Origin of the sequence: Escherichia sp. WS3063 (assembly GCF_046486595.1) — a bacterium.
Taxonomy (GTDB): domain Bacteria; phylum Pseudomonadota; class Gammaproteobacteria; order Enterobacterales; family Enterobacteriaceae; genus Escherichia; species Escherichia coli.
This window is the reverse complement of sequence record NZ_JBJQKY010000035.1, coordinates 1-25,590: the sequence shown is the minus strand read 5'-3', so window position 1 is coordinate 25,590 and position 25,590 is coordinate 1. Positions and strand designations below refer to the sequence as shown.

General features: G+C 45.8%; 18 protein-coding genes, 1 tRNA gene and 1 pseudogene. 15 read left to right on the top strand and 5 right to left on the bottom strand.

Annotation, left to right across the window (positions count from 1 at the left end; all coding sequences use genetic code 11):
* Positions 1 to 4: 4 nt before the first annotated feature.
* Genes tssE through tssB form a run of 3 tightly spaced genes read right to left on the bottom strand, consistent with a single transcriptional unit; the run spans position 5 to position 2,440 of the window.
* On the bottom strand, positions 5 to 427 hold the full coding sequence (gene tssE, locus ACJHYW_RS22880; RefSeq protein WP_061093038.1) for a type VI secretion system baseplate subunit TssE: 423 nt from the start codon (positions 425 to 427) through the stop codon (positions 5 to 7).
* A gap of 2 nt (positions 428 to 429) precedes the next feature.
* Complete coding sequence (gene tssC / locus ACJHYW_RS22875; RefSeq protein WP_061093037.1) at positions 430 to 1,914, bottom strand: type VI secretion system contractile sheath large subunit; 1,485 nt, start codon at positions 1,912 to 1,914, stop codon at positions 430 to 432.
* A 19-nt stretch (positions 1,915 to 1,933) separates the two neighbouring features.
* A complete protein-coding gene (gene tssB / locus ACJHYW_RS22870; protein WP_061093036.1) occupies positions 1,934 to 2,440 on the bottom strand; it encodes a type VI secretion system contractile sheath small subunit in 507 nt (168 codons plus the stop codon).
* Between the two features lie 682 nt (positions 2,441 to 3,122).
* Here tssB and ACJHYW_RS22865 point away from each other — a divergent pair.
* The 14 genes and pseudogenes from ACJHYW_RS22865 (at position 3,123) to ACJHYW_RS22800 (ending at position 22,943) form a co-directional block, all read left to right on the top strand.
* Positions 3,123 to 3,641 carry an Hcp family type VI secretion system effector gene (locus ACJHYW_RS22865; protein ID WP_016159310.1) on the top strand — a complete coding sequence of 173 codons (519 nt, stop codon included), beginning with the start codon at positions 3,123 to 3,125 and terminating at the stop codon, positions 3,639 to 3,641.
* Positions 3,642 to 3,854: 213 nt separating this feature from the next.
* Complete coding sequence (gene tssI, locus ACJHYW_RS22860; RefSeq protein WP_061093035.1) at positions 3,855 to 5,843, top strand: type VI secretion system tip protein VgrG; 1,989 nt, start codon at positions 3,855 to 3,857, stop codon at positions 5,841 to 5,843.
* A 10-nt stretch (positions 5,844 to 5,853) separates the two neighbouring features.
* Positions 5,854 to 7,035, top strand: a complete 1,182-nt coding sequence (locus ACJHYW_RS22855) for a DUF2169 domain-containing protein (RefSeq protein WP_061093034.1) — start codon at positions 5,854 to 5,856, stop codon at positions 7,033 to 7,035.
* 2 nt (positions 7,036 to 7,037) lie between these two features.
* On the top strand, positions 7,038 to 11,456 hold the full coding sequence (locus ACJHYW_RS22850; RefSeq protein WP_077249119.1) for a PAAR-like domain-containing protein: 4,419 nt from the start codon (positions 7,038 to 7,040) through the stop codon (positions 11,454 to 11,456).
* 19 nt (positions 11,457 to 11,475) lie between these two features.
* Complete coding sequence (locus tag ACJHYW_RS22845) at positions 11,476 to 11,769, top strand: hypothetical protein (RefSeq protein WP_061093033.1); 294 nt, start codon at positions 11,476 to 11,478, stop codon at positions 11,767 to 11,769.
* 146 nt (positions 11,770 to 11,915) lie between these two features.
* Complete coding sequence (locus ACJHYW_RS22840; protein WP_061093032.1) at positions 11,916 to 12,305, top strand: hypothetical protein; 390 nt, start codon at positions 11,916 to 11,918, stop codon at positions 12,303 to 12,305.
* Positions 12,306 to 12,442: 137 nt separating this feature from the next.
* Positions 12,443 to 13,525, top strand: coding sequence for an RHS repeat domain-containing protein (locus tag ACJHYW_RS22835; RefSeq protein WP_223718430.1), 1,083 nt, complete (start codon positions 12,443 to 12,445; stop codon positions 13,523 to 13,525).
* On the top strand, positions 13,522 to 14,049 hold the full coding sequence (locus ACJHYW_RS22830) for a hypothetical protein (RefSeq protein ID WP_061093078.1): 528 nt from the start codon (positions 13,522 to 13,524) through the stop codon (positions 14,047 to 14,049). The genes ACJHYW_RS22835 and ACJHYW_RS22830 overlap by 4 nt, the downstream gene beginning before the upstream one ends.
* A 223-nt stretch (positions 14,050 to 14,272) precedes the next feature.
* Complete coding sequence (locus tag ACJHYW_RS22825) at positions 14,273 to 15,805, top strand: RHS repeat-associated core domain-containing protein (protein ID WP_061102077.1); 1,533 nt, start codon at positions 14,273 to 14,275, stop codon at positions 15,803 to 15,805.
* Between the two features lie 12 nt (positions 15,806 to 15,817).
* Complete coding sequence (locus tag ACJHYW_RS22820; RefSeq protein ID WP_061093031.1) at positions 15,818 to 16,375, top strand: imm11 family protein; 558 nt, start codon at positions 15,818 to 15,820, stop codon at positions 16,373 to 16,375.
* Between the two features lie 627 nt (positions 16,376 to 17,002).
* The gene (locus ACJHYW_RS22815; protein ID WP_061093030.1) at positions 17,003 to 18,139 is read left to right on the top strand and encodes an ISAs1-like element ISEc1 family transposase; all 1,137 of its coding nucleotides are present in this window, start codon (positions 17,003 to 17,005) and stop codon (positions 18,137 to 18,139) included.
* Positions 18,140 to 18,308: 169 nt separating this feature from the next.
* Positions 18,309 to 19,142 (top strand): DUF4225 domain-containing protein, encoded by an 834-nt coding sequence (locus ACJHYW_RS22810; RefSeq protein ID WP_226274223.1) that lies wholly within the window; start codon positions 18,309 to 18,311, stop codon positions 19,140 to 19,142.
* A 647-nt stretch (positions 19,143 to 19,789) separates the two neighbouring features.
* A pseudogene (locus ACJHYW_RS22805) lies at positions 19,790 to 20,925 on the top strand (ISAs1 family transposase).
* Between the two features lie 353 nt (positions 20,926 to 21,278).
* Positions 21,279 to 22,943: a hypothetical protein gene (locus ACJHYW_RS22800; RefSeq protein WP_223718429.1), complete on the top strand. Its 1,665-nt coding sequence runs from the start codon at positions 21,279 to 21,281 to the stop codon at positions 22,941 to 22,943.
* Between the two features lie 266 nt (positions 22,944 to 23,209).
* On the opposite strand, the gene cbl is transcribed toward ACJHYW_RS22800, so the two are convergent.
* Positions 23,210 to 24,160, bottom strand: coding sequence for an HTH-type transcriptional regulator Cbl (gene cbl, locus ACJHYW_RS22795; protein ID WP_001011018.1), 951 nt, complete (start codon positions 24,158 to 24,160; stop codon positions 23,210 to 23,212).
* Between the two features lie 101 nt (positions 24,161 to 24,261).
* Positions 24,262 to 25,179 (bottom strand): nitrogen assimilation transcriptional regulator NAC, encoded by a 918-nt coding sequence (gene nac, locus ACJHYW_RS22790; RefSeq protein WP_061093028.1) that lies wholly within the window; start codon positions 25,177 to 25,179, stop codon positions 24,262 to 24,264.
* A gap of 324 nt (positions 25,180 to 25,503) precedes the next feature.
* On the opposite strand from nac, the gene ACJHYW_RS22785 reads away from it, so the two are divergent.
* A tRNA-Asn gene (locus ACJHYW_RS22785) sits at positions 25,504 to 25,579 on the top strand.
* Positions 25,580 to 25,590 lie beyond the last annotated feature (11 nt).

The window sequence follows — 25,590 nt, the reverse complement described above, 5'->3', positions numbered from 1 at the left end:
CAGATTACTCCACACACCAATGCTGGTGGTTATCCAGCAAAATATCAAATTCCAGAACATCCTGTCGGTCACTGAAATCTATGTACGCTACAATATGAAAACCTAGCTCCAGTGGCGCGTGCATTTCCTCTTCGGCAGCACTAACCACCACATCAGAAATGCGGGGTTCGTAACGCAGAATGCTATTTTTAATAGCCAGAATCATCCAGTCCCGGATGTTCATGGAGTCAGGGGAGCCATCATTAAAATCTACAATCCCAAGCTCCGGAGAACCGTGGCAACTACCAGAACGGGTGTTGAGTATATTGCGCAGGTTATTGCGAACAGAATGCAACAACGCCACCTTTGGACGTTGACGCGAAGAGGGATTTACCGCCTCACCAATACGCTCAAACAAACTTCCTCCCGACTCCCGTTCCGTTACCATGCTCACTCCTTGTCCAGACGTCCGACCAGGGATAATTCAAATGAAGCCCCCATGTATTTGAAGTGCGGACGTACTGCGATATTGACCTGATACCAGCCCGGTTCACCTTCAACATCAGCAACTTCAATTTTTGCCTGGCGTAATGGCTTGCGGCTGCGAACTTCTGAAGGCGGGTTTTCCTGGTCAGCCACATACTGACGAATCCAGGTGTTTAACTCGCGTTCAAGATCTCCACGCTCTTTCCATGAACCCAACTGTTCACGCTGAAGCACTTTAATGTAATGCGCCAGCCTGTTGATAATGAACAGATAAGGAAGCTGAGTGCCCAGTTTGTAGTTAGTCTCGGCTTCTTTTCCTTCCGGCGTATTGGGGAATACTTTCGGCTTCTGTACTGAATTGGCGGAGAAAAATGCTGCATTGTCAGAGCCTTTACGCATAGTCAGAGTGATGAAACCCTGCTCTGCCAGCTCATACTCCCGTCTGTCGGTAATGAGAATTTCCGTCGGGACTTTAGCCTGAAGCTGGCCCATAGCCTCATATAAATGCACGGGCAAATCTTTTACAGCACCACCACTTTGTGGACCGACAATATTCGGGCACCAGCGCGTTGACATGAAACTCTCAGCCATGTTTGCTGCCAGCAGAAACGCGGTGTTACCCCACAAATAGTGTTCGTGGTTTTTGCTGACATTTTCATGATAATTAAAGCTTTTCACCGGATTCTCATCAGGCGCATAAGGGTGACGCAACAGGAAACGCGGTGCTGTCAGACCGAGATTTCGGGAGTCTTCTGACTCACGCAGTGAACGCCATTTGGTGTAAGCCGGGCCTTCGAAAATGGCGGCAACATCCTTGATACCAGGAAGTTCGGTAAACGAATCCAGGCCAAAGAAATCAGGGGAAACGGAAGACAGGAACGGGCAGTGAGCCATCGCGCTGACTGCGCTGATATATTTCAGCAGCTTCATATCGGCGGCGGTATTATCGAAAGCGTAATTACCAATAACAGCGGCAACTGGCTCCCCACCAAACTGGCCGAAACCACTGGAATAAACATGCCGGTAGTATCCTGACTGGGTAATTTCCGGAGCAAATTCAAAATCATCCAGCAGTTCTTCTTTGGTAGCATGCATCAGATGAATTTTGATGTTTTCGCGCGGATCGGCATGGTCAACCAGCAGTTTCAGTGAACGCAGGAACGATTCCAGCTCCTGAAACTCCGGGGCATGGAGAATCAAATCCATTTGACGCCCCATGCGCTCATCGATGTCAGCAATCATGCCATTGACGGCAAGAATATCGACGGACTCCGCCTCTTCATCACTTTGTAACAGCGCAGTGATAAAAGCAGTCACGCCCTGACGGGCAATATCGTAGCTTTCTGATTCCGGTTTAAAACGAGTCTGCGCCATGATTTCATCCAGCAGGGTGGGCGCGGAGACCGGTGCAGCGGAAGCAGATACTTCCGGTAAGGTAGTTTCTGACATACTGAAGTCCTTGTACAAGTTATTTCCGGCCTGCGAGGCCCAGCTCTGCAATCAGTTGCTCACGGCTCTTTTCGTCATCAAGCAATGCCTGAAGTTGTGCACGGAACGCAGGGATATTGCCCATTGGCCCCCGAAGCGCCACCAATGCTTCGCGTAGTTCCAGCATTTTGCGCATCTCCGGCACCTGGGAGGCAATGTTGTCCGGAGAAAGATCGGCCAGCGAGCTGATTTTCAGATTTACGCTCATGCGCGTATCAGGCGTTTCGCTGAGAGCAGACGGAACGGTGAAATCACGACCAATCCCTGCCTGATCCAGCACTGCGTTAAAGTTGTTGCGGTTGATGGCAACGGGCTGGCGCTCATCCAGTGGCGTGTTATCTGCATCACCTGTCAAATTGCCAGTAACCAACAGATTTAGCGGTAATTCCACTTCTGCTGTCTGATTCCCCGTTTTTGGCTTAAATTTAATATTTACTCTTTCTTTTGGGGCAATACTGCCACCACCGTCATTTCTTCTGCTGCTCATAAGAATAATCCATAAGGTTATCATCCAGGCCATGAGCGCAGCATGTTCTGCATTTAAAAAATACAGCAAATACCAGCCCAATGGCAGTAAAAAAATAAAATTCTACACATTCATAGCGTCACATTCTACGCGCAGAAAAGCATTTGAAAAGAAAATTTTCAAGGGGTATCCTTCCACGAAACAATAGGAACAACAAAAGACAAAGAAGCCTGAAACCATGCATGCCAAGCACGCAATGCCCAATAGTGAATTATGTAACTCATTGATTTTAGATCTTTGATCAAGAAACACAAGGATTTCTTATGACTTACAGAATATATATAAATTCCGTGATTATAATTTGAAATAAAATAAGGATATCCTTATTTTTATCAAAGTGACAATTAAGAACAACAGAATATAATATATATTCATGATAAAGCCATGCCTTTTATAGATGGTGATTGAAAAACATTTACCAACCACTAGCGATCATCCACTCGTTGATTAAAGTTTAACTAAACAGAAAGTTTAAAATTTGTAAAAACAATTATTACGACAAGCGTTAATTCGCATTGTCTGTAAATCAAGCACAGAGAAATGGTGTGGTTCTAGGCATGGACCGTATCGTTATCTGCCTGCCAGGGATTAATGGCAGGTCATCAGCAAGTTGTTGTTAAGAACATTCACAAGGAGTTTACAAATGCCAACACCGTGTTATATCTCAATTACTGGTCAGACCCAGGGAAACATCACCGCAGGTGCATTTACTGCTGATTCCGTCGGCAATATCTACGTGCAGGGCCATGAAGATGAAATGCTGGTGCAGGAATTCCTGCATAACGTCACCGTCCCGACGGACCCACAATCTGGCCAGCCAGCCGGACAGCGCGCTCACAAGCCATTTATCTTCACTGTGGCGCTGAACAAAGCAGTCCCCCTGCTGTACAACGCGCTGGCCTCCGGTGAAATGCTGCCTACCACTGAACTGCACTGGTGGCGTACCTCTGTGGAAGGCAAACAGGAACATTACTTCACTACCCGCCTGACAGACTCGACAATTGTTGATATGAAGTTGCATATGCCGCACTGCCAGGACCCGGCAAAACGCGAGTTCACCCAGTTACTCGAAGTTTCGCTGGCCTACCGCAAAATCGAGTGGGAACACGTTAAGTCAGGCACTTCTGGCGCTGACGACTGGCGTGCACCGCTGGAAGCATAAGTTAAGACAACAGCATCCGACCGTCTGGCCGGGTGCTGTTTTTGTATTACACCGCAGGAAAAAAGGTTGTCAGTAAGGGGTTACGTTTTTACGGGAGATGGCGGATGCCGGATACTTCGGCGGTAGCGTGCCTGAAATCCAGCGTAACACTGTACTGTCACAGCAACTGAACTGTGGAGTGTGTGTTTTCCTGTAAGCATCAGGGAGGTCTAAATGTCATTAAAAGGATTGCGTTTTACGCTGAAAGTGGACGGCCAAAATGCGGACACCTTCGCCGTGGTAAATTTCTGGCTGATGCAGAATTTCTCGTTTCCATTTGTTATGGATGTAGATGTCGCCAGCAAGGAGTTTGGTATTCAAGCAAATAGCTTGCTGGAAAAAAAAGCCACGCTGATCATCTGGCAGGGCCCCAAGGCGCTGCGTTATGTATCGGGTGTAATTGCCAGTTTCGGAATGAAAGAAAACAATAACTGGCAGATGCAGTACCGCCTTCGTATCCAGCCACCTCTGTGGCGTAGCGGCCTACGCCAGAATTTCCGTATTTTTCAACAGCAAGATATTGCAACTATTTCAGCCACCTTACTGGATGAGAATGGTGTAACAGACTGGGAGCCATCCTTAAACAGTGAGCACCCTACTCGCGAGTTCTGCGTACAGTATGGCGAAACGGACCTGGCATTTCTGTCACGGCTATGGGCAGAAGAAGGCATTTATTTTTATGATAAGTTAGCCCCGAACGGCCCGGATCAGAAACTGACATTATGTGATGATGCAGCAGGTTTGTCGCCAATAGGAACCATTACCTTCAACCCAAATACCCGAACTGAAGCCGACAAGGAGTGCATCAATGCGTTTCATTACGAAGCTAATGTTCGTCCTTCATCAATACTGAGCAAAGACTACACCTTTAAAACCCCCGGCTGGGAAGGCAAATATATCCGACAGGGCGAGAATCTGAACAACCAGTTTGAACAGTATGAAATCTATGACTACCCAGGACGTTTCAAGGATGAACAGCACGGGCAGGATTTTACCCGTTATCAGATGGATGGGTTGCGTAATGATGCGGAATTAGGCAGCGGTAGCAGCAATTCGCCGAGGCTATGGCCAGGAACCCGTTTCAAACTGGAGAACCATCCACAGAAAACCCTGAACCGGGAATGGCAAGTGATCGGTAGCACACTAACGGGCGAACAGCCGCAGGCATTACATGGTAGCCAGGGTTACGGAACCTCGATGCATAACCAGTTTACTGTTATCCCGGCAGACCGTACCTGGCGTCCACAGCCAATGATGAAGCCAAAGGTAGATGGTCCACAAAGTGCCATTGTCACCGGTCCGGCTGGCGAGGAAATTTTCTGCGATGAACATGGCCGGGTACGGGTGAAGTTTCACTGGGACAGAACCAAAACCAAAGATGAGAATAACTCCTGTTGGGTACGAGTGTCACAAGCCTGGGCTGGAGCCGGATTCGGCAACCTTGCCATTCCGCGTATAGACCAGGAAGTGATTGTCGATTTTCTTAACGGCGATCCCGACCAGCCCATCATCATGGGACGTACTTATCACCAGGATAACCGCTCTCCCGGTGGTCTGCCTGGCACCAAAACGCAGATGACTATCCGTTCAAAAACCTACAAAGGTGAGGGTTTTAACGAACTACGTTTTGAGGATGCGACCAGTAACGAACAGCTTTATATGCACGCCCAGAAGGACATGGTGACAGAGGTACTGCATGACCGGACGACAACAGTGGATCACGACCATACCGAAACAGTGAAGAATAACCAGACGGTCACAGTAGTTGTTGGTCAGACGGTCAATGTGGGCAGTAAAAAAGAAGGCGGACACGACCAGAAAGTGACGGTTGCCCACGACCAGACAGTCACGGTTCAGAACAACCAGACGCTGAATGTCACAGAAAAGCGTGAAAAAAATGTGGGTGGAGACCAGAAGGTCACTATCACTGGCGGCGATGATGAAACTGTCATGAAGTCGCAAAAGGTAACAGTAAAAGAAAACTATACGCTTGATGTCACCAAAGAAACGAAGATTATTTCCGGCGAGTCGATTGAGCTTATCTGTGGCTCCTGCTCCCTGAAAATGGAAAAAGGTGGCAAGGTAACAATCTCCGGCTCAGAGTTTGATTTTACTGCTGGTGGCCTTGTGCATATCAACGGTAAAGACGTATTTATCAACTGAGGCGTGAAAAATGGAATTTCGTAATCTTACGCCGTTTTCAGTAATGCAATATGCAATGGACGACAAACACAACGAGCGTCATTGTGTGGTCGCCATGAAAACCGGCTTCCGGCTGAAGCAGGACGAGAATGGTCAGTGGCAGGCACAACTGATGGAAAACCCGCCATTGCCGCTCTGTGTGGAGGATGAGTATGCCGGGGAGATGAACACCTCTCCGGTACTGCGTGAAAGTGACCTTGCTCCTCTGAAACCCGCCTGTGACATCATCATCAACGGAACAGCTTATACGCCGGGAGGCGCTGCCGTGCCAGAAATGACGGCAGGCGTTCTTATGCTCTCATCGACAGGTGAGGTGCTGACAGACAAAAAACTGCGGATAACAGGCCAGCGTTTCTACAGGTACCAGCCGTTAATCCGCCAGTGGTATGAAACTGAACCGGAACCCTTCACCTCCCTGCCGCTTGACTACCGTTACGCTTTCGGCGGCGAATGCCGCGTGGAGGCAGGCAGCGAATATGCCAGCCGCGTCCCCGAAGAATATCGCCTGACCGAAGACCAGCGTCGGGAACACCCAAACCAGGAGAATCCACCACTGGCGCATATGGCCTGTCCGGTCAATCCACTCGGATTAGGCTATATGCAGCAGTGGTATCTGCGGGCCTGTCAGGTTCAGCAGGTTGAAGCGCCCCGCATCATCGCCGTGGACAGCCCATTCACACTCAAACAGTTCACAGACTGTCTCGAAGGGAAAGCAGACTGGTTTGCCCCCGAATTTCAGCCAGCCGGTTTTGGCTGTATCGGGCGCGCCTGGCTGCCACGGTTATCTCTTGCTGGCACCTATGACCAGGAGTGGCTGGAAACACAACACCCCGACCTGCCGGATGATTTTGATTTTAACTACTGGAACTGCGCCCCGGATGACCAGCGCATCCCTTTTCCTCTGCCAGGACTGGGATTTGTACTGACGGGTTTTCGCCCGGAGGGCGATATCCGGTTCACCCTGCCCGCACATGAAGGACGCCTTCTGTTGCGCGCCATGAGCGGGCATCGAATGCCATTACCCATGTTGCTGGATACGGTGGAAATCAATACTGACACCCTGACCGTGGCGCTGACCTGGCGCTTTCTGCTGCCCAACAGCACACCACCGGTGCGGGTACTGGAAGCCCGCTACAGAACAAGGAGCGCCTAAGGATGGCCGACAACTTTACAGCCCGTAAGCACGGACAATGGAAAGTCATCAGCACCAAACCGGATGTCTGTAAAACACCACGCGGAGATTCCACACCGCCTGTCCCCTACCCTGTCACAGCCAATATGGCTGAAGCAGTGATGGTGGTGCAGTCGGTGAAGCTGAACGGCTGCCCGGCAGTGGTCCTAAACCAGAGCACCATCCCTCAGACAAAGGGCGATGCCGCAGGTGCGGCAAAAGGTGTCAGCAGCGGTACAGTGGGTGATGTCTGCGAGCCGCTGGACCACAGCGAGACAGTATTTTTTGGCGGCAAGCCGATACTGCGTCACCACGATGAGTTCTGGATGAACAGCCGTAACACCATCGGCCTAATCGTGGGCCAGCCGCCACCGGCAGGCGTGCCTGCGGAAGAAGCGGACCCGCCGGATGAACCGGAGACGGAAGAAGAGGAAGAAAAGAGCAGCTGGCTGGACTGGGTGCAGACAGGACTGGATATTGCCGGGTTTGCACCGGGCTTTGGTTTTTTTGCCGATATGCTGAATGCGGGTATCAGCCTGGCGCGTGGTAATTATGCTGACGCGTTTATGTCTGTGGCGGCCTCACTTCCGGGGATAGGTGATGCGGCAGCGGCTGGCAGGATGGCAGTTAAAGGACGAAAAGCAGCAAAGGCGGCTAAAGAAGCCGCCGAACGAGCCGCAAAGAAAAAGCTGGAGAAGGAGGCGGCAATGCGCTCCCGTGCGCTGAGAAAAGCCCAGAAGAAAGCGGCAGCTAAAAAGAAAGGGGGTATCGTTAAGGGGAAAGCGAAAAATAACAAAGGCAAAGGTAAGGGTGCGGAAAGCAGTGATTGTACCAAACCCGGCGAACCCGTGGACGCCGGAACCGGCGACTTTCTCCAGCACTTCAGCGTTCTTTCCCTTCCCGGCTCACTTCCTCTCACGCTTTCCCGGTTTTACCGTTCTCAGGCACAACATGGCGGCATCTTTGGTCCCAAATGGACCGATGAATGGTCCGTATCCCTGAAGGTACACACTGACGGCAACCTGCACTTCACTGACGGTGAAGGGGTGGAACTGTACTACCCCATTCCGCAGGACGGCATTTTTGAGGGTGCAGCGAACTCCCGCCAGGCACACTACCGGCTGACGGGCGACATGAGCGGAGAACTGTCGTTGTCCGACCGCCGCACACAGCAGACACAGATTTTTTCTCAGGCAGGCACAGGTACTTATTTGCTGTCTGCCCTTCATGACAATTACGGCAACCGGATTGATTTTATCCGCACGGACGGCCTGCTGACAGAAATCCGCCACAGCGACGGCTACACGCTCGCGCTTGCCTGGCTACAGCAGCAACTAATGAGCATTGACCTGGCAACACCGCGGCGTCAGCGCCTTGTCACCTGTCAGTACGATGATAATGGTTATCTGGCAGAGTGCGATACTTTCCAGTTTTCTCATCTGTGGCATGAATACACGACTGAAGGGTTTATGACCCGCTGGCGGGATACGGATAAAACCTGCGTGGATATCCGTTACGACCCGCAGGGGCGCGCCATCAGCACCCTGTCAACCGAAGGCTATTACGACGACCGTTTTATCTATAACGATGAAGAGCACTGTACCACCTACGTGGATGCAGAAGGCGGCGAAACCCGTTACTGGTATAACGAAGACGGCCTGGTCACCCACAGCACCGACCCGCTGGGCCGTGAAGAGATTACAGTATGGGAAAACACGCAACTTCAGTCGCGCACCGACGCGCTGGGGCGTAAAACAGCGTATGAATATAACGATGAGGGCGATATCTGGCATGTTGCCCTGCCGGGCGGCTACAGCCTCTATTACGACTACAACGACGCCGGGCAGTTAACCCGCCTGACCCTGCCGGGCGACCAGGTATGGCTGTGGGACTACGACGATAAGGGCAGCATGGTCTGCCTGACCGACCCGCAGGGCCGGAAACAGCAGTTCAGCTACAGCCAACAGGGTGATTTACTGGCGCGGATTATGCCGGGCGGAGCCACCTGGCGCTGGAGCCATGACGCCCTGCACCAGGTGCGCGAGACCACTGCGCCGGACGGCGGCGTCACGCAGACTGAACAGGATATGCTGGGCCGCCTGCTGAGTGTGAAAGACCCGCTGGGCTTCACCACGCAGTTCCGCCACAGCAAAACCCACGCTGGGCCGCTGGGCAGCGTGGAAGAAATTAACCGCCCGGATGGCGTGCGGGAACTGATGCGCCAGAACAGTGAAAAGCTGCCGGAGAGCTTCACCGATGGCGAAGGCAAAACCACCCGCTACGAATATGGTGCATTTGACCTGTTAACGGCAGTTATCCGCCCGGATGGTGAACGGCTGGAGTGCCGCTACGACAAGCTGACCCGCCTGACCGAAATCACCAACGCGGAAGGTGAGCACTACCGTCTGGAATATGATAAAGCCGGGCAGCTTATCGCGGAAACCGACTTCACCGGGCGCACACTGACCTACAGCTACGATGCGGCAGGCCGCTGTACCCGCACCACCTTCCCGGACGGCACTCACCTGAACCGCCGCTACAACGTGACCGACCAGGTAACGGACGAGGAAGTCACCCAGGGCGACAGCAACCGTACCCTGAGCGCCACCACCTTCCTCTATGACACGCTGTGCCGCCTGGTGGAGGCGAAAAACGATGATGCCATCGTTACGTATGAATATGACAGTGCCAGCAGGGTTGTGGCCGAGACAATCAACGGCAGGCGTACAGAATACAGTTACGACAATAATCTCGACACAGTTTCACAGCGCACCACCGCAGGCATCACAGAGCACTTCACCCGCAACCTGATGGGCTATCTGACCACCTGGCAGATAGCCGACCATGCCCCGCTGACATTTGAACATGACCTGCGCGGCATGGAAACGTCCCGACGCAGCGAGGCCGGGTTTTACCAGACGCTGGCTTACACCCGCACAGGAATGCCAACGAAGCAGAATGCCGGGGACCACCGGGCCGGCTCGGATGAGCGGAATAAAAGCCTGAAGCGCCAGTGGCTGTATGACAAAGCGTATAATCTGACCGCAATCGCCGACTCGCTGCGCGGCTCCATGTTCAACACCATCACGGCGAACGACCAGATAAGCCACGCCACCTGGACGGGTGATTCCAGTCAGTTTCCGCTGTGTGAGGAACTGTTCACTTACGACAAAAACCTGAACATCACCCGCCGCCAGACCCGGGTGAATGACATACTGGAAAGCGAAACGCACCAGCAGAACCGGCATGGACGGGTGATATCAAGTGAGCATGAAGGCTGGCGGCACTCAACGCACCGCATCAATCCGCAGACAGGAAAACCGGAAGAAGGGAAATTTGTCCGGGTGGTGAACGCCCATAACGTCACCTGGAAATACGATGTTAACGGCAGGCTGATACAGAAGCTGGTCGATAAAGGCGGTTACCGACCGCTGGAATGGCGCTACAGATGGGACGCGCGCAGCCAGCTAACCGGGCTGGAAACCCCGGATGGTGAACGCTGGGAATACAAATACGACCCCTTCGGCAGGCGCATCAGCAAGCGCTGCACCAACCGCGACAAACCCGGTATGGATTTTCACTGGAATGGCGACCAGTTGACGGAGGAAATTCCGGTCGGCGCTGACAGTAGTCCTGATACTGAAAACAGCATCCGCTGGATATATGAGCCGGGAAGTTTTACACCGATTGCGCGTTATGAGAAGGGGCAACTGCATTATGCAGTGACGAACACGGTTGGCCGCGTACAGGAACTGCTGACAGAAAACGGCCTGATAGTCTGGAAAGGCAAGCAGCAGCTATGGGGCCGTGAGGAAGGCAGAAATAAGAAAGATGCGCCCACATGCCGGTTACGTTTTCCGGGGCAGTACGAGGATGTGGAATCAGGGTTGTACTATAACCGGTTCCGGTACTATGATTGCGAGACAGGACAATATCTGTGTGCTGATCCGTCAGGATTGGACGGAGGGATTAATCCATATGGGTATGTGCATAATCCATTAGGGTGGGCAGACCCTTTTGGGCTAGCCAAAAAGAACGCTCAGAATACAGTTTTCAGATATCTGAGTGCAGACGATCGTATTCGATATGAGAATGGTCAAAGTTTATTACCTAAAGGTGAGTTTGGTTCAATAGTTGAACATGTTGATGGAAAAAATACAGGACATATTTCTGCATCGCTTACCAAGTGTGCAGCTAAAATATTTGATTCGGGCAATGGGTATATAGAAATTGATGTTCAAAAAATTATCGACAGTGGTATATCATTTATTGATCACAAGAATGTTATGCAAGCGGTTCGTCGTAGCGGCTCTTTAACTAACAGGAGAGATGCCGAAAGAGCACTAGAAGTTCTCTTCAAAGGTGAAATTCCCTTTGATGCAATTATTCGTCATGTTATATAAAATAGGAAGGAGTGGAATAATGCCTGCACTATCTGAGTACTCGAATGTACACAACACTGTTTTTAATATTTTGATTTGTAAAGGATATCGATTGTGGCATGAAAAAAAACAAGAAAGATATTATGCCGAAAAAGATGGTTGGGATTTTGTAGCCAATAGCCCGTGTGCTCTCTTGGGGCTCATTGCTATTTATGAATATAAAAAACCCGATCATTATTATGAGTACTGGTGGAAAGATGAAGGATTACATTTAGAAAAAAACATTAGTGAAATCGCTCCTGAATATAACTCAATCATTTTAAAAAATAATTAGTTGTATACTACTATGATGATGACTCGGTAATAATAACAAACGAAACCCTCAACGGCAGACGGACGGAATATGGCCACGACGCAGAACAGGATTATGTCACCCGGCGCACCACCGCAGGCATTACGGAACGTTTCACCCGCGGGTTGATGGGTGAGCTGACATCGTGGCAGATAGCCGACCATGCGCCGCTGGCATTTGAATATGACCTGCGCGGCCAGGAAACATCCAGACAAAGCGAGGCCGGATTTTACCAGACGCAGGGCTACACGCAGACAGGAATGCTGACAACGCAGCGTTCGGGAAGCCAGGCAGAGCCGGAGGCGAAGAATAAAGACCTGCAACGCCAGTGGCTGTACGACCATGCGTATAACCTGACGATGATATCGGACACGCTGCGCGGGACGATGGTCAACAGCGTGACAGCGAACGACCAGATAAGCCATGCCACCTGGACGGGCAGCAGTAATATGCCGATGAGTGAGGAACGCTTCCTCTACGACAAAAACCTGAATATCACCGCCGCCAGACCTGGGTGAACGAGGTACTGGAGAGCGAGACACATCAGCAGCAACAGCATGGCCGGGTGGCGTCGCGTGGACACAAAGAATGGCGACACTCAACGCACCGGATTAACCCGGACACTGGCAAGCCGGAGGAAGGGAAATTTGTCCGGGTGGTCAACGCGCACGGTATCACCTGGAAGTACGATATTAACGGTCGTCTGGTGGAGAAGCTGGTCGATAAAGGTGGCTATCGCCCTCTCCAGTGGCGTTACAAATGGGATTCACGCAGCCAGTTGACCGGGCTGGAAACACCGGATGGTGAACGCTGGGAGTATAAATACGACCCGTTCGGCAGGCGCATCAGCAAACGCTGTACCAGCCACGATAAACCCGGTATGGATTTTCACTGGAACGGCGACCAGTTGACGGAGGAAATTCCGGTTGGTGTGGATGGCAAACCGGAAGACGAAAACGCCATCCGCTGGATATACGAGCCGGGAGATTTCACGCCGTTTGCGCGTTATGAGAAGGGGCAACTGAATTATGCGGTGACGGACACGGTTGGACGAGTACAGGAACTGCTGACCGAAGACGGCCTGATTGTCTGGAAAGGCAAGCAGCAGCTATGGGGACGTGAGGAAGGCATCAATAAGGGCGATGCACCCACCTGTCGGTTACGTTTTCCGGGGCAGTATGAGGACACAGAATCGGGACTGTACTATAACCGGTTCCGGTACTATGATTGCGGGACGGGGCAGTATATCTCTTCAGATCCGATTGGGCTGAGAGGGGGAATAAAACCATATGGCTATGTTCATAGTCCATTAAATTATATTGACCCATTAGGTTTAGCTAACGCTAAAGTTATAGATAATGTTTTGCATATTGTGGATAAATTTGGAGTAAATGGGGCTGCTCCTGATACTGCAGCATCCAGAGAATTGGCTGAGTTTGTAAAAAGATGGAACGAGCAGATAGTGGCGAATGGTGGTTCAATGGCCAGACGTTCTGTTTGTAAAGAAGTCAGAAAAGCAGCAAGTGAAGCCGCCGCTGCTGAGAGAAAACTTAACCCAAGTTTATATGCTAATGGTGAAGTGGCGGGGCATATTCCAGATGTTGGATGGGGTGGAAAAATTGATGGTCCGTTTATGCCGTTAAGTCCAAAAGTAAATTCTTATATTGGTGGGTTAACTCAAGCAGTGCCTGTTGGTACAACTTATACATCGGTAAGAATAGTGGACATTATACTATGAAAAAATTAAAAGAATTGATTAACGATATTTTGGTTGATTTAAAAATAAATATAACGGAATTACCTGTCACTTTACACAGCCATGATAAAGTACCCACGCTAAAAAAAGATTACTATAGAAATCTTAGCCCTATGCTAAAGGTTAGATTTGGTATGTTCTCTAGTTGGAAGAATGCAACACATGGGGATTGGCTTTCAATAGAAGAGATGATGGAAATTTGGCGTGATGATTTGGTAATAAATGACCGATTGTGGCGAATTAAGGAGAATCAGATAGCTGCTCGTAATAATTGGGACAATGATGCTTCTTCGCTTTTCAAAAATAATAGATTATCACTTTTTGCTGGAAGTGAGTCTACCTATGAACGAATATATCTGCTTTGGTTAGATAGTGAAATTGAACCTGAGATATGGGTATATGACTGCAATGGTGAATCGAGATATAAAAATCTAGAGTCTTATTTAAATGCATATATAAATGACGATGTTAGTGCTAGTAATGAGTCATGGAGAGCCAAATACTGACGCAGCGACAGTCACCCAGTTAGAGTGAGAGCATGAAAAATATGTTTTTATACAATATTTTATCGCTATATTTTTGTCATCTGTTTTTGCGCGAAAATCACTCGACAATTTGCATGATATAACCAATTACTCATTAAATTTACCTGCAGCCTAGTAGGGCTGTCTGACCACCTGGCAGATAGCGGACCATGCCCCGCTGACATTTGAGCATGACCTGCGCGGCATGGAAACCTCCCGACGCAGCGGGGCCGGATTTTACCAGACGCTGGCTTACACGCGCACAGGGATGCCAGCGAAGCAGAATGCCGGGGACCACCAGGCCGGGCCGCATGAGCGAAATAAAAGCCTGGAGCGGGAATGGCTTTACGACAAAGCGTATAACCTGACCGCAATCGCCGACTCGCTGCGCGGCTCCATGTTCAACACCATCACGGCAAACGACCAGATAAGCCACGCCACCTGGACGGGTGATTCCAGCCAGTTTCCGCTGTGCGAGGAGCTGTTCACTTACGATAAAAACCTGAACATCACCCGCCGCCAGACCCGTGTGAATAACGTCCTGGAAAGCGAAACGCACCAGCAACAGCAGCATGGCCGGGTGATATCCAGTGAGCATGAAGGCTGGCGGCACTCAACGCACCGCATCAATCCGCAGACAGGAAAACCGGAAGAAGGGAAATTTGTCCGGGTGGTGAATGCCCATAACATCACCTGGAAATACGATGTTAACGGCAGGCTGGTACAGAAGCTGGTCGATAAAGGTGGCTACCGCCCTCTCGAATGGCGCTACAGATGGGATGCAAGAAGCCAGCTAACCGGACTGGAAACCCCGGATGGCGAACGCTGGGAATATAAATACGACCCGTTTGGCAGGCGCATCAGCAAACGCTGCACCAACCGCGACAAACCCGGCATGGATTTTCACTGGAACGGCGACCAGCTAACGGAGGAAATTCCGGTTGGCGTTAACGGTAAACCGGAAGACGAAAACGCCATCCGCTGGATATACGAGCCGGGAGATTTCACGCCGTTTGCGCGTTATGAGAAGGGGCAACTGAATTATGCGGTGACGGACACGGTTGGACGAGTACAGGAACTGCTGACCGAAGACGGCCTGATTGTCTGGAAAGGCAAGCAGCAGCTATGGGGACGTGAGGAAGGCATCAATAAGGGCGATGCACCCACCTGTCGGTTACGTTTTCCGGGGCAGTATGAGGACACAGAATCGGGACTGTACTATAACCGGTTCCGGTACTATGATTGCGAGACGGGGCAGTATATCTCTTCAGATCCCATAGGATTACTTGGGGGGATAAATCCTTATGGATATGTTCGTAACTCGCTGGAATTGATTGACCCTTGGGGGCTAGACAGTAAACGCGCTCGACTCCTCAAACAAAAAGGATTCCAAGAACATCATATTATCAGCGATAAAAACAGCTTAACCAAAAACCATCCATTGTTGAAGGCCGCGGCATACGACCTACAGAAAATGAAAAACAAGATTTTCTTACCTACAAAATGTGAACTTCATGCAACTCGATCCATTCATAAAGGGAGGCATCAAAAAAAGGTAAGTGAAAACCTGGCAAATGAAATGGACAAAGTGTTAGAACACGGGAGAAAACATGGGTGGACGCAAAAACAATACAGTGACGCACTTGACGAAATAGTTGCTAAAGAAAGAGCCCTCTTGAAATCTGGCCATAGAGCTTTAAATAAAAACAGACGTGCATGGTCTGTTTTACTAACTTAACAGAGAAAATATATGTATAGATGGACAATCCCAGAACAATATGCCAATAAGTATATTGGAGAATATCAATATGAATCTTTTGATTACTTACTTTTTTCTCATAGCACACCAATTGAAAGAGTTGAGAATATCAATCCAGTCATTATCTACGCGATGCCCGATGAAATGATAAATAAATATGATTGCTTGCCAAATAGTTCATTGATCCCCGTAGTTAATGAACGACTAAAGGACTTCCTGGAAACACATGCCAAAGGTAATGTTGAGTTTCATAAAATAGACCTTCACACGAACAATGGACTCAAAGATGGTTTTTATCTTTTGAATACACTCACAAAACTACCGTTAATTGATATGCAGCACTCTCATTGCCAGTATATTCCCGGAACAACAGCGATCATGGGGTTTGAACAGGTTTTTTTTATTGAAGAGCCTCCGGAAGATTTTTGCATTGCACGATGCGCAGAATATTCATCTTATCTTATGTTATCTGATTCATTAGTAAAAAAAATGAAAAAAGAAAAATTTAAAGGAATTTCATATTCGAAAGTTCCTGTTCACCGAGGTTAAAATAATTGGACATATAACAAATATATTAAATCGGTAGCATCTCCAGGGAAGGATCATCGTATTCGTATGCCGTAGGCACGCCGTAATCTGGTATAACGAAGACGGCCTGCTCACCCGCAGCACCGACCCGCTCGGTCGGGAAGAGATTACGGTATGGGAGAACACGCAACTCCAGTCACGCACCGATGCACTGGGGCGTAAAACAGCGTATGAATACAACGATGAGGGCGATATCTGGCACGTCGCCCTGCCGGGTGGTTACAGTCTGTACTATGACTACAACGACGCCGGACAGTTAACCCGCCTGACCCTGCCGGGCGACCAGGTATGGCAGTGGGATTACGACGATAAGGGCAGCATGGTCTGCCTGACCGACCCGCAGGGCCGGAAACAGCAGTTCAGCTACTGCGCACAGGGGGATTTACTGGCGCGGATTATGCCGGGCGGAGCCACCTGGCGCTGGAGCCATGACGCCCCAGGGAACAGGGAAAGATCACGTAACGCTGCTTTTTTGTACTAAATAATTCGCATTTTATGTTTAAAAATTGAGATATTCCTCATTACCTAAAGCTTTTTTTTATTGCTTATACATGATCAAATACTCCTTACATAATTAAGGAGAACAAAATGGAACTTAAAAAATTGATGGAACATATTTCTATTATCCCCGATTACAGACAAGCCTGGAAAGTGGAACATAAATTATCGGATATTCTACTGTTGACTATTTGTGCCGTTATTTCGGGTGCAGAAGGCTGGGAAGATATAGAGGATTTTGGGGAAACACATCTCGATTTTTTGAAGCAATATGGTGATTTTGATAATGGTATTCCTGTTCACGATACCATTGCCAGAGTTGTATCCTGTATCAGTCCTGCAAAATTTCACGAGTGCTTTATTAACTGGATGCGTGACTGCCATTCTTCAGATGATAAAGACGTCATTGCAATTGATGGAAAAACACTCCGGCATTCTTATGACAAGAGTCGCCGCAAGGGTGCGATTCATGTCATTAGTGCGTTCTCAACAATGCACAGTCTGGTCATCGGACAGATCAGGACGGATGAGAAATCCAATGAAATTACAGCTATCCCTGAACTTCTTAACATGCTGGATATTAAAGGAAAAATCATCACAACTGATGCGATGGGTTGCCAGAAAGATATTGCAGAGAAGATACAAAAACAGGGCGGTGATTATTTATTCGCTGTAAAAGGAAATCAGGGGCTGCTTAATAAAGCCTTTGAGGAAAAATTTCCACTGAAAGAATTAAATAATCCAGAGCATGACAGTTACGCCATTAGTGAAAAGAGTCACGGCAGAGAAGAAATCCGTCTTCATATTGTTTGCGATGTCCCTGATGAACTTATTGATTTCACGTTTGAATGGAAAGGACTGAAGAAATTATGCGTGGCAGTCTCCTTTCGGTCAATAATAGCAGAACAAAAGAAAGAGCCAGAAATGACGGTCAGATATTATATCAGTTCTGCTGATTTAACCGCAGAGAAGTTCGCCACAGCAATCCGAAACCACTGGCACGTGGAGAATAAGCTGCACTGGCGTCTGGACGTGGTAATGAATGAAGACGACTGCAAAATAAGAAGAGGAAACGCAGCAGAATTATTTTCAGGGATACGGCACATTGCTATTAATATTTTGACGAATGATAAGGTATTCAAGGCAGGGTTAAGACGTAAGATGCGAAAAGCAGCCATGGACAGAAACTATCTCGCGTCAGTCCTTGCGGGGAGCGGGCTTTCGTAATCTTGCCCTGGGGTTTTGGGCTAACGAAATGGAAAATTTAACATAAATTTAATTCATGCTCTTGCCCTGATTTCGGGCTGACATAATAGTGAAGATTTTAACACAAATTTAATTCATGTCCTCATCCCAGTATAGACTTTAATTTTATTTTTTTGATAAGGTACTACATATGGCTTTCGTTTCTGCGTTAGTTAATTTGCGTTATGATTTAAACAAATATATTGTAGAGTTACGACGCATTTCAAATCTTGCCGCGACATTTCTTATGGAAGATGATTTTATTAAGAATTTCTATCTTAATGAAGTTGAAATAAGCATAAATAATTATAATTTTAGATTCAATAACGAGCGAAACCCATTCAAGCAAAGGGAAATAGTTTTTGAACTTAAAGAAGAAGTTGAGTTGGAAAAAAAAGAATATGATATATTAAGAATGAAAGATCATGTTACTTATATGGTAACTGATATGTTTGAAGAACAAGGCGTGTTAAAATATGTAAAAATATTTGGAGGGGTTGCTACAGGAGGAATAGAACTTTTCACTGCCTATGGGTATTATCAATTGGGTAAAACATTACACCTTAGAAGATTACGTGGGATAGCAATTGTTTTTGCTTCTTATGGCGTTGATAATATATGGGAGTCAGTCTCTCCTTTGATTTTTGAAGAAGCGAATGCAGGGCCTCTTAGACGTGTTATTCGGGGAATTGCTGATGAGTTTGGAATAAGTGAAGATGATTCTGATTTAGGGTATAGTTTTGTTGAATTTTCATTGTCCTTATATAATACTTTTAATGCAAGAAAATTGTTTCCGAATGAAAATAGGTTAGTTATAGGTGTGGGAAGAAAAAGGCCAGGGACTGGTAGGCTTTTTAATAATGTAAGCTGGGATTATGCATCTAAATGGTCAAAAATGAATACAAATATGAAGATTTGGAATTTAGGGTATAGCGCTTATAAAGCCAAACTGGAATTTTATGATGAGAAATATAAATTTAAATAATATTTCACATTACGTACTTTTAAAAAAGTATAATTATTAGCCGGTTAATTCAATTATATAACACAGCCTCATTGCGCTAAAATAAAATTCGTATACCAAGTTTTATCAGCTTTAACTGAGTGATGATCTTTACATTATTGTTTTTTGCATCTGAGCATAAAATCATGACACTAAATATTGAAAACACAGCAGACATAAAGAAAAAAGCGGCCCCTCTTTCCAAGAGGATTCCGAGAATGAAAGCAAAAAATGCCACTGCCGGAAACCATAGCGACAAAGCGTCTTTTGCAGAGTCATATATCACATCTATTAGTGTCAAATCTTTAGTTAAATTTGGATGAAGAGTTTTTTAATATTTTTAAAATTATGCCTAAGACTGAATAACTCGTTATATTTAAAACCGTTAGTAATAATTTTACGCCTTACTTTTTCCAGTTTCATTTATTATCACTCCTTGAGATCTTTAAATTATTATAGTGTATTTTTTAAGTGAGTCAATGCATCAGAGAAAGATCATCAGAAGAACTCTTTTTGTACTAAATAATTCGCATTTTATGTTTAAAAATTGAGATATTCCTCATTGTCTGAAGCTGTTTTTTATTGCTTATACATGATCAAATACTCCTTACATAATTAAGGAGAACAAAATGGAACTTAAAAAATTGATGGAACATATTTCTATTATTCCCGATTACAGACAAGTCTGGAAAGTGGAACATAAATTGTCTGATATTCTACTGCTGACTATTTGTGCCGTTATTTCGGGTGCAGAAGGTTGGGAAGATATAGAGGATTTTGGGGAAACACATCTCGATTTTTTAAAACAATACGGTGATTTTGAAAATGGTATTCCTGTTCACGATACCATTGCCAGAGTTGTATCCTGTATCAGTCCTGCAAAATTTCACGAGTGCTTTATTAACTGGATGCGTGACTGCCATTCTTCAGATGATAAAGACGTCATCGTAATTGATGGAAAAACACTCTGGCATTATTATGACAAGAGTCGCCGCAAGGGAGCGATTCATGTCATTAGTGCGTTCTCAACAATGCACAGTCTGGTCATCGGACAGATCAAGACGGATGAGAAATCCAATGAGATTACAGCTATCCCAGAACTTCTTAACATGCTGGATATTAAAGGAAAAATCATCACAACTGATGCGATGGGTTGCCAGAAAGATATTGCAGAGAAGATACAAAACAGGGAGGTGATTATTTATTCGCTGTAAAAGGAAACCAGGGGCGGCTAAATAAAGCCTTCGAGGAAAAATTTCCGCTGAAAGAATTAAATAATCCAGAGCATGACAGTTACGCAATGAGTGAAAAGAGTCACGGCAGAGAAGAAATCCGTCTTCACATTGTTTGCGATGTCCCTGATGAACTTATTGATTTCACGTTTGAATGGAAAGGTCTGAAGAAATTATGCGTGGCAGTCTCCTTTCGGTCAATAATAGCAGAACAAAAGAAAGAGCCAGAAATGACGGTCAGATATTATATCAGTTCTGCTGATTTAACCGCAGAGAAGTTCGCCACAGCAATCCGAAACCACTGGCACGTGGAGAATAAGCTGCACTGGCGTCTGGACGTGGTAATGAATGAAGACGACTGCAAAATAAGAAGAGGAAACGCCGCAGAATTATTTTCAGGGATACGGCACATCGCTATTAATATTTTAACGAATGATAAGGTATTCAAGGCAGGGTTAAGACGTAAGATGCGAAAAGCTGCCATGGACAGAAACTATCTCGCGTCAGTCCTTGCGGGGAGCGGGCTTTCGTAATCTTTCCCTGGAGTGAGTATTTTGATTTACTGAAATATCTTATTAGAAACGGATATATTGATGAAACATATAATGACTATATAACATATTTCTATGAAAACAGTTTAAACCGGAGTGACAAAGCTTTTTTAAGAAGTATTTCCGATAAAAAAGGGAAAGATTTTTCTTATGCTTTGAATAACCCCTCATTAATAGCAAGTCGATTACAACTTTATGATTATAGCCAGCAAGAAACGTTAAATTTTGATTTGTTGGATCACCTCTTGGATTCATTGACTCAACATACAACACAACTTAAGACATTTATATCTCAACTGAAAAAAGATAAAAATCTCCGATTTATTAAAGAGTACATGGACACTGAACGTAATATTTCAAGGTTAATCCCTTTATTAAATCAGCAGTGGAGTGATTTTTTTCAATTGATGTTGAATGAAAAATTATATACACAACAACAAATAAAATCATATTCCCTGGACAGTCTTTATTTTTCAAATCAAGACACTTTATTAAAAGTCAACCATAATGGCTGTCTATCACAGTATATATCTGAACATAAAACATATCTAAATATAGAACAGCCTCAAATTCAAATGCTAATAGATAAGTTTAAATGTTTAGATATTTTATTTAAGAATTTATCATATAACAACTCAGAAGCATCTTTATTTTCAGCCGTATATAAAGAGTCACTTTATGAACTTAATTATCATAATTTAAAAGAGCTTATTTGCTATGAATACAAATGTGCAGACGAAGATAAAATCAAACACCAAAACTTCACCATATTACTAAGCAATGCATCAACATATCTTTATAAAAAGATAGATAAAAATATCGAAAAATATATAGCTATAGTTCTCGAAAATTGTGAGAATAGTATAGCTGATGCTGAAAATGCAGTTGTTGTAATTATTAATAAATCAGGAATTGATGAGGAAATAAAAAAATCATACATAGCAAAACTCAATAATAGATTGAGTGACTTAAGTAAAATAGATGAATCAAATATGTGGTCTTACTTATTAGACCAACGAAAAATAGAGTATACTGCTGAGAATATTATTTTTTATTTTTCTCAGCATAGTGAATTAGATGAAACAATAATTAAATTTATAGATAGCGAAAAATCTATTACACTAGACTATTATAGTGGGTTTACAGACGATATCAAAGAGAGATTTTTCGACAAGGTCATCATTTGTGAACAAATTAGCGATAACAAATACTTCGAGATATTATCTTCATTAGACTATTGCTATGAATCATTTGATATATCCGGTTTGCAGGATGCGAAGATAAAAGTACTTATCGACACTAATATAATTCGAATGTCCATTCTGAATCTAGAGTTTCTAAGAACTACATATCCTAATAACCTTATGCATTATATAAATAAAAATATAATCGACTATATTAAACTACAGACAGGTGAATCTGCTGTTAGTGACACAAATGAAATTTTGAACGTCTTAGAATTAGATATTGATGATTCACAAAAAGAAAAGCTATCAATGATAGTAGATACTCCAATCTCTATTCAAAATAATAAATACTCAACTCTCTTTAAGAAACACATCCTCACAAATAAATTAGATATAAATGACATCCCTTATCTCATAGAAAATTATGGCACATTAGTAGCACTTCAATCGACAATTCTAATCATTTTAAGTGGTCACGTCAATGAGGTAAAAGATCATGCTGATAAATTATCGATTAACTTGTTAGAGGTCTTAATAAAGGATGCTCATTTTATCCATGATGATAATGTAGAATTATTTGTAAAGCAGATAACTAACATGAATAAAATACAAATCAAGAAGTTTCTAAAACTGATTAATTCTTCTGAGTTAACTATCTTATTAGATAAAAAATTGGCATCGATAAAAATAAGCTCGTCTAATGAAAAAATACTTAAGAGTTTCATAACAAATGGATTAATAAAATCCTACAGCCAAAGTACTGAAGATCCTGAATCATACATAATAGATTTCCCTGAGGAGTTTCTTGATTAATGCTAATCTTTAACAAGATGTCATAAATACACTTCAACAAAGAAAAAACCACCAGCATCTCAATTGCTGGTGGTTTTTCTTCTCCTAATTATCAGGAATCACCTCACGTAGCGGTCGGATGCAGTAGAAAAATTGGTGGTCATTCTGGTGGTCTTGACAATCTCGATTTTTTGTTTTAGCTTACCAATCAGCCAGTTAATGGCTACGGCGATCCCAGTCAGAGGAGCCCAATTTCTGAAAAACCCGCTTTTATAGCGGGCTTTTCGCTATATCTGATAATCAATTTCCTCTTCACTGTTTTCCATCACCTGGCGCTTGATATCCTCAACTGACAGTCCTGCATTACAAAGTTCCAGAAAGCGCCAGACATAGTTACGTTGAAGTTGCCCTCGCTTCAGTCCCAACCAGACAGTATTAGCATCGAAAAGATGCCTCGTATCCAGACGGATTAAATTCTTTTCCTCTTGTTCACCACTGGATTGTTCGGCAACTAATCCGATCCCCAGCCCAAGAGCAACATAGGTTTTAATGACATCAGAATCCTGCGCACTTAATACAATATCTGCCAGCAAACCTTTGCGGGCAAATGCGTCATCAATACGTGAGCGCCCCGTAATCCCCTGTCGGTAAGTAATTAACGGCCACTTCGCTATTGATTCCAGCGTCAACGGTGTAATTTGCGTCAAGGGATGATCGAGTGGAACAAGCAAACTATGGTGCCAACGAAACCACGGGAAGGCGACGAGCTGCGGGTCATTACTCAAACGCTCGCTGGCGATACCAATATCAGCTTCGCCATTTTGCAACAACGTCGCAATTTCCTGTGGTGTACCCTGGATTAGCTCCAGCCGAACCTCCGGGAAAAGTTCGCGAAAAGCTTTAATGACCTCAGGCAAGCTATAACGTGCCTGAGTATGCGTCGTTGCAATAGTGAGAACGCCAGACGTATCGTTGGTAAACAGGTCTGCAAGCCGACGAACATTACTGGCTTCATTCAGAATACGTTCTGCAATGACCAGTAATGCTTTGCCCGGTTCAGTCATGCCCAGCAGTCGCTTACCTCGTCGAACAAATATTTCGATGCCAAGTTCATCCTCCAGTTCCCGAATATGACGGCTAACGCCTGACTGTGAGGTAAAAAGCATATTCGCAACCTCTGTCAGGTTGTAATCCTGACGTGCAGCCTCGCGGATTATCTTTAGTTGTTGGAAATTCACGGTAAACTCCGGGCAGTTCAGATATCCCGTTATTGTTAAAGTCTAATGCCCGGCATAACAAATAATAAAAACCCGCATCTTATTCCATCCCGATATAACGCTTAGCTCACCAATTGCCACTGCCTTTTTTCCATCACTGGAGAATTCATCACTGACATTAACAACTCTTTCACTGCTTGCGCCTGTGGTGATAAGTTCGCTCTGGCGGGTAAATTTAATGACAAAGAGAGACTCATGGAAGGAGTGGTAATGCGTGACATCCAACCATTTACTGCGCCACATAACGAACGCGCGGCCGATTCGGGTAATACTGCAACGCCCATGCCGCTGGCAATCGCTGCGGTAAGCGTGGCAATAGACTCAATTTCACCAATGACTTTTGCCGTGAGTCGCCGTAGGGAAAAAGCCTCATCAACACGAAGTCTAATAGCACTGTAATCACTTGGGAGAAAAAGGTTCATTTGCGCAATAGCATTAACATCAACGCTTTGCCCCGGGCAATCTTGAGTTCCTACCAGAAAAAGATCTTCTTTCAGTAAAGCCTGACTGGATACACCAGCCACAGGGGAATGCTCATAAATCACCGCCATATCGAGTTGGTGATTTATCAGTTTTTCGTTAAGTACTGCACCGCTATTTTCATGAAGATAAATAACGACCTCCGGGAATTCAGCGCGAACCGCCTGTAATAAGGGCATGGTGATGGATGACGCAGCGGTTCCTGGCGCAAAGCCAATCGAGACTTGCCCCGATAATGCCTGACCAACGTTATGCACCGCCAGTTGGGCCTGCTCACACTGACGTAAAATGGCCCGCGCATGGGTATAGAGAATTTTTCCGGCGTCAGTTGGCGTAACACCCCGTTTTGTGCGAATCAAAAGTTGTTGATTTAACTCACCTTCCAGTGTGGCAACCTGCTGACTGAGCGCTGGTTGTGCGATATGCAATACTTCAGCAGCCTGGGTCAGGCTACCAATATCTACAATTTTTACGAAGTATTTCAGGCGTCTGAAGTTCATGTTGCCTCCGGTTTTTAAGAATCGGCCCAAGTGCCGCCATTACTTACAACCAGATTGCAAGATGCTTGCCAGTTTTATTTTGGCGTTGATGTACAAGCTAACCAACTGTCAAATAAGAGATTATGATAGTTTTGTCACTCGATCTTTTTATTAGAACTCGCGTTCTCTGCCCCAAGACATAAAGGTATGCACCACGATGGTTCATTACCAAAAAGATTGAAAGCTCACCATTTTGTCGAAATTGGCAGCAAACAAACAAAAAAATGCATTTCACCCTTTGACATCACCATGCACTGCCATTAATATGCGCCCCGTTCACACGATTCCTCTGTAGTTCAGTCGGTAGAACGGCGGACTGTTAATCCGTATGTCACTGGTTCGAGTCCAGTCAGAGGAGCCAAATTTTAGTCT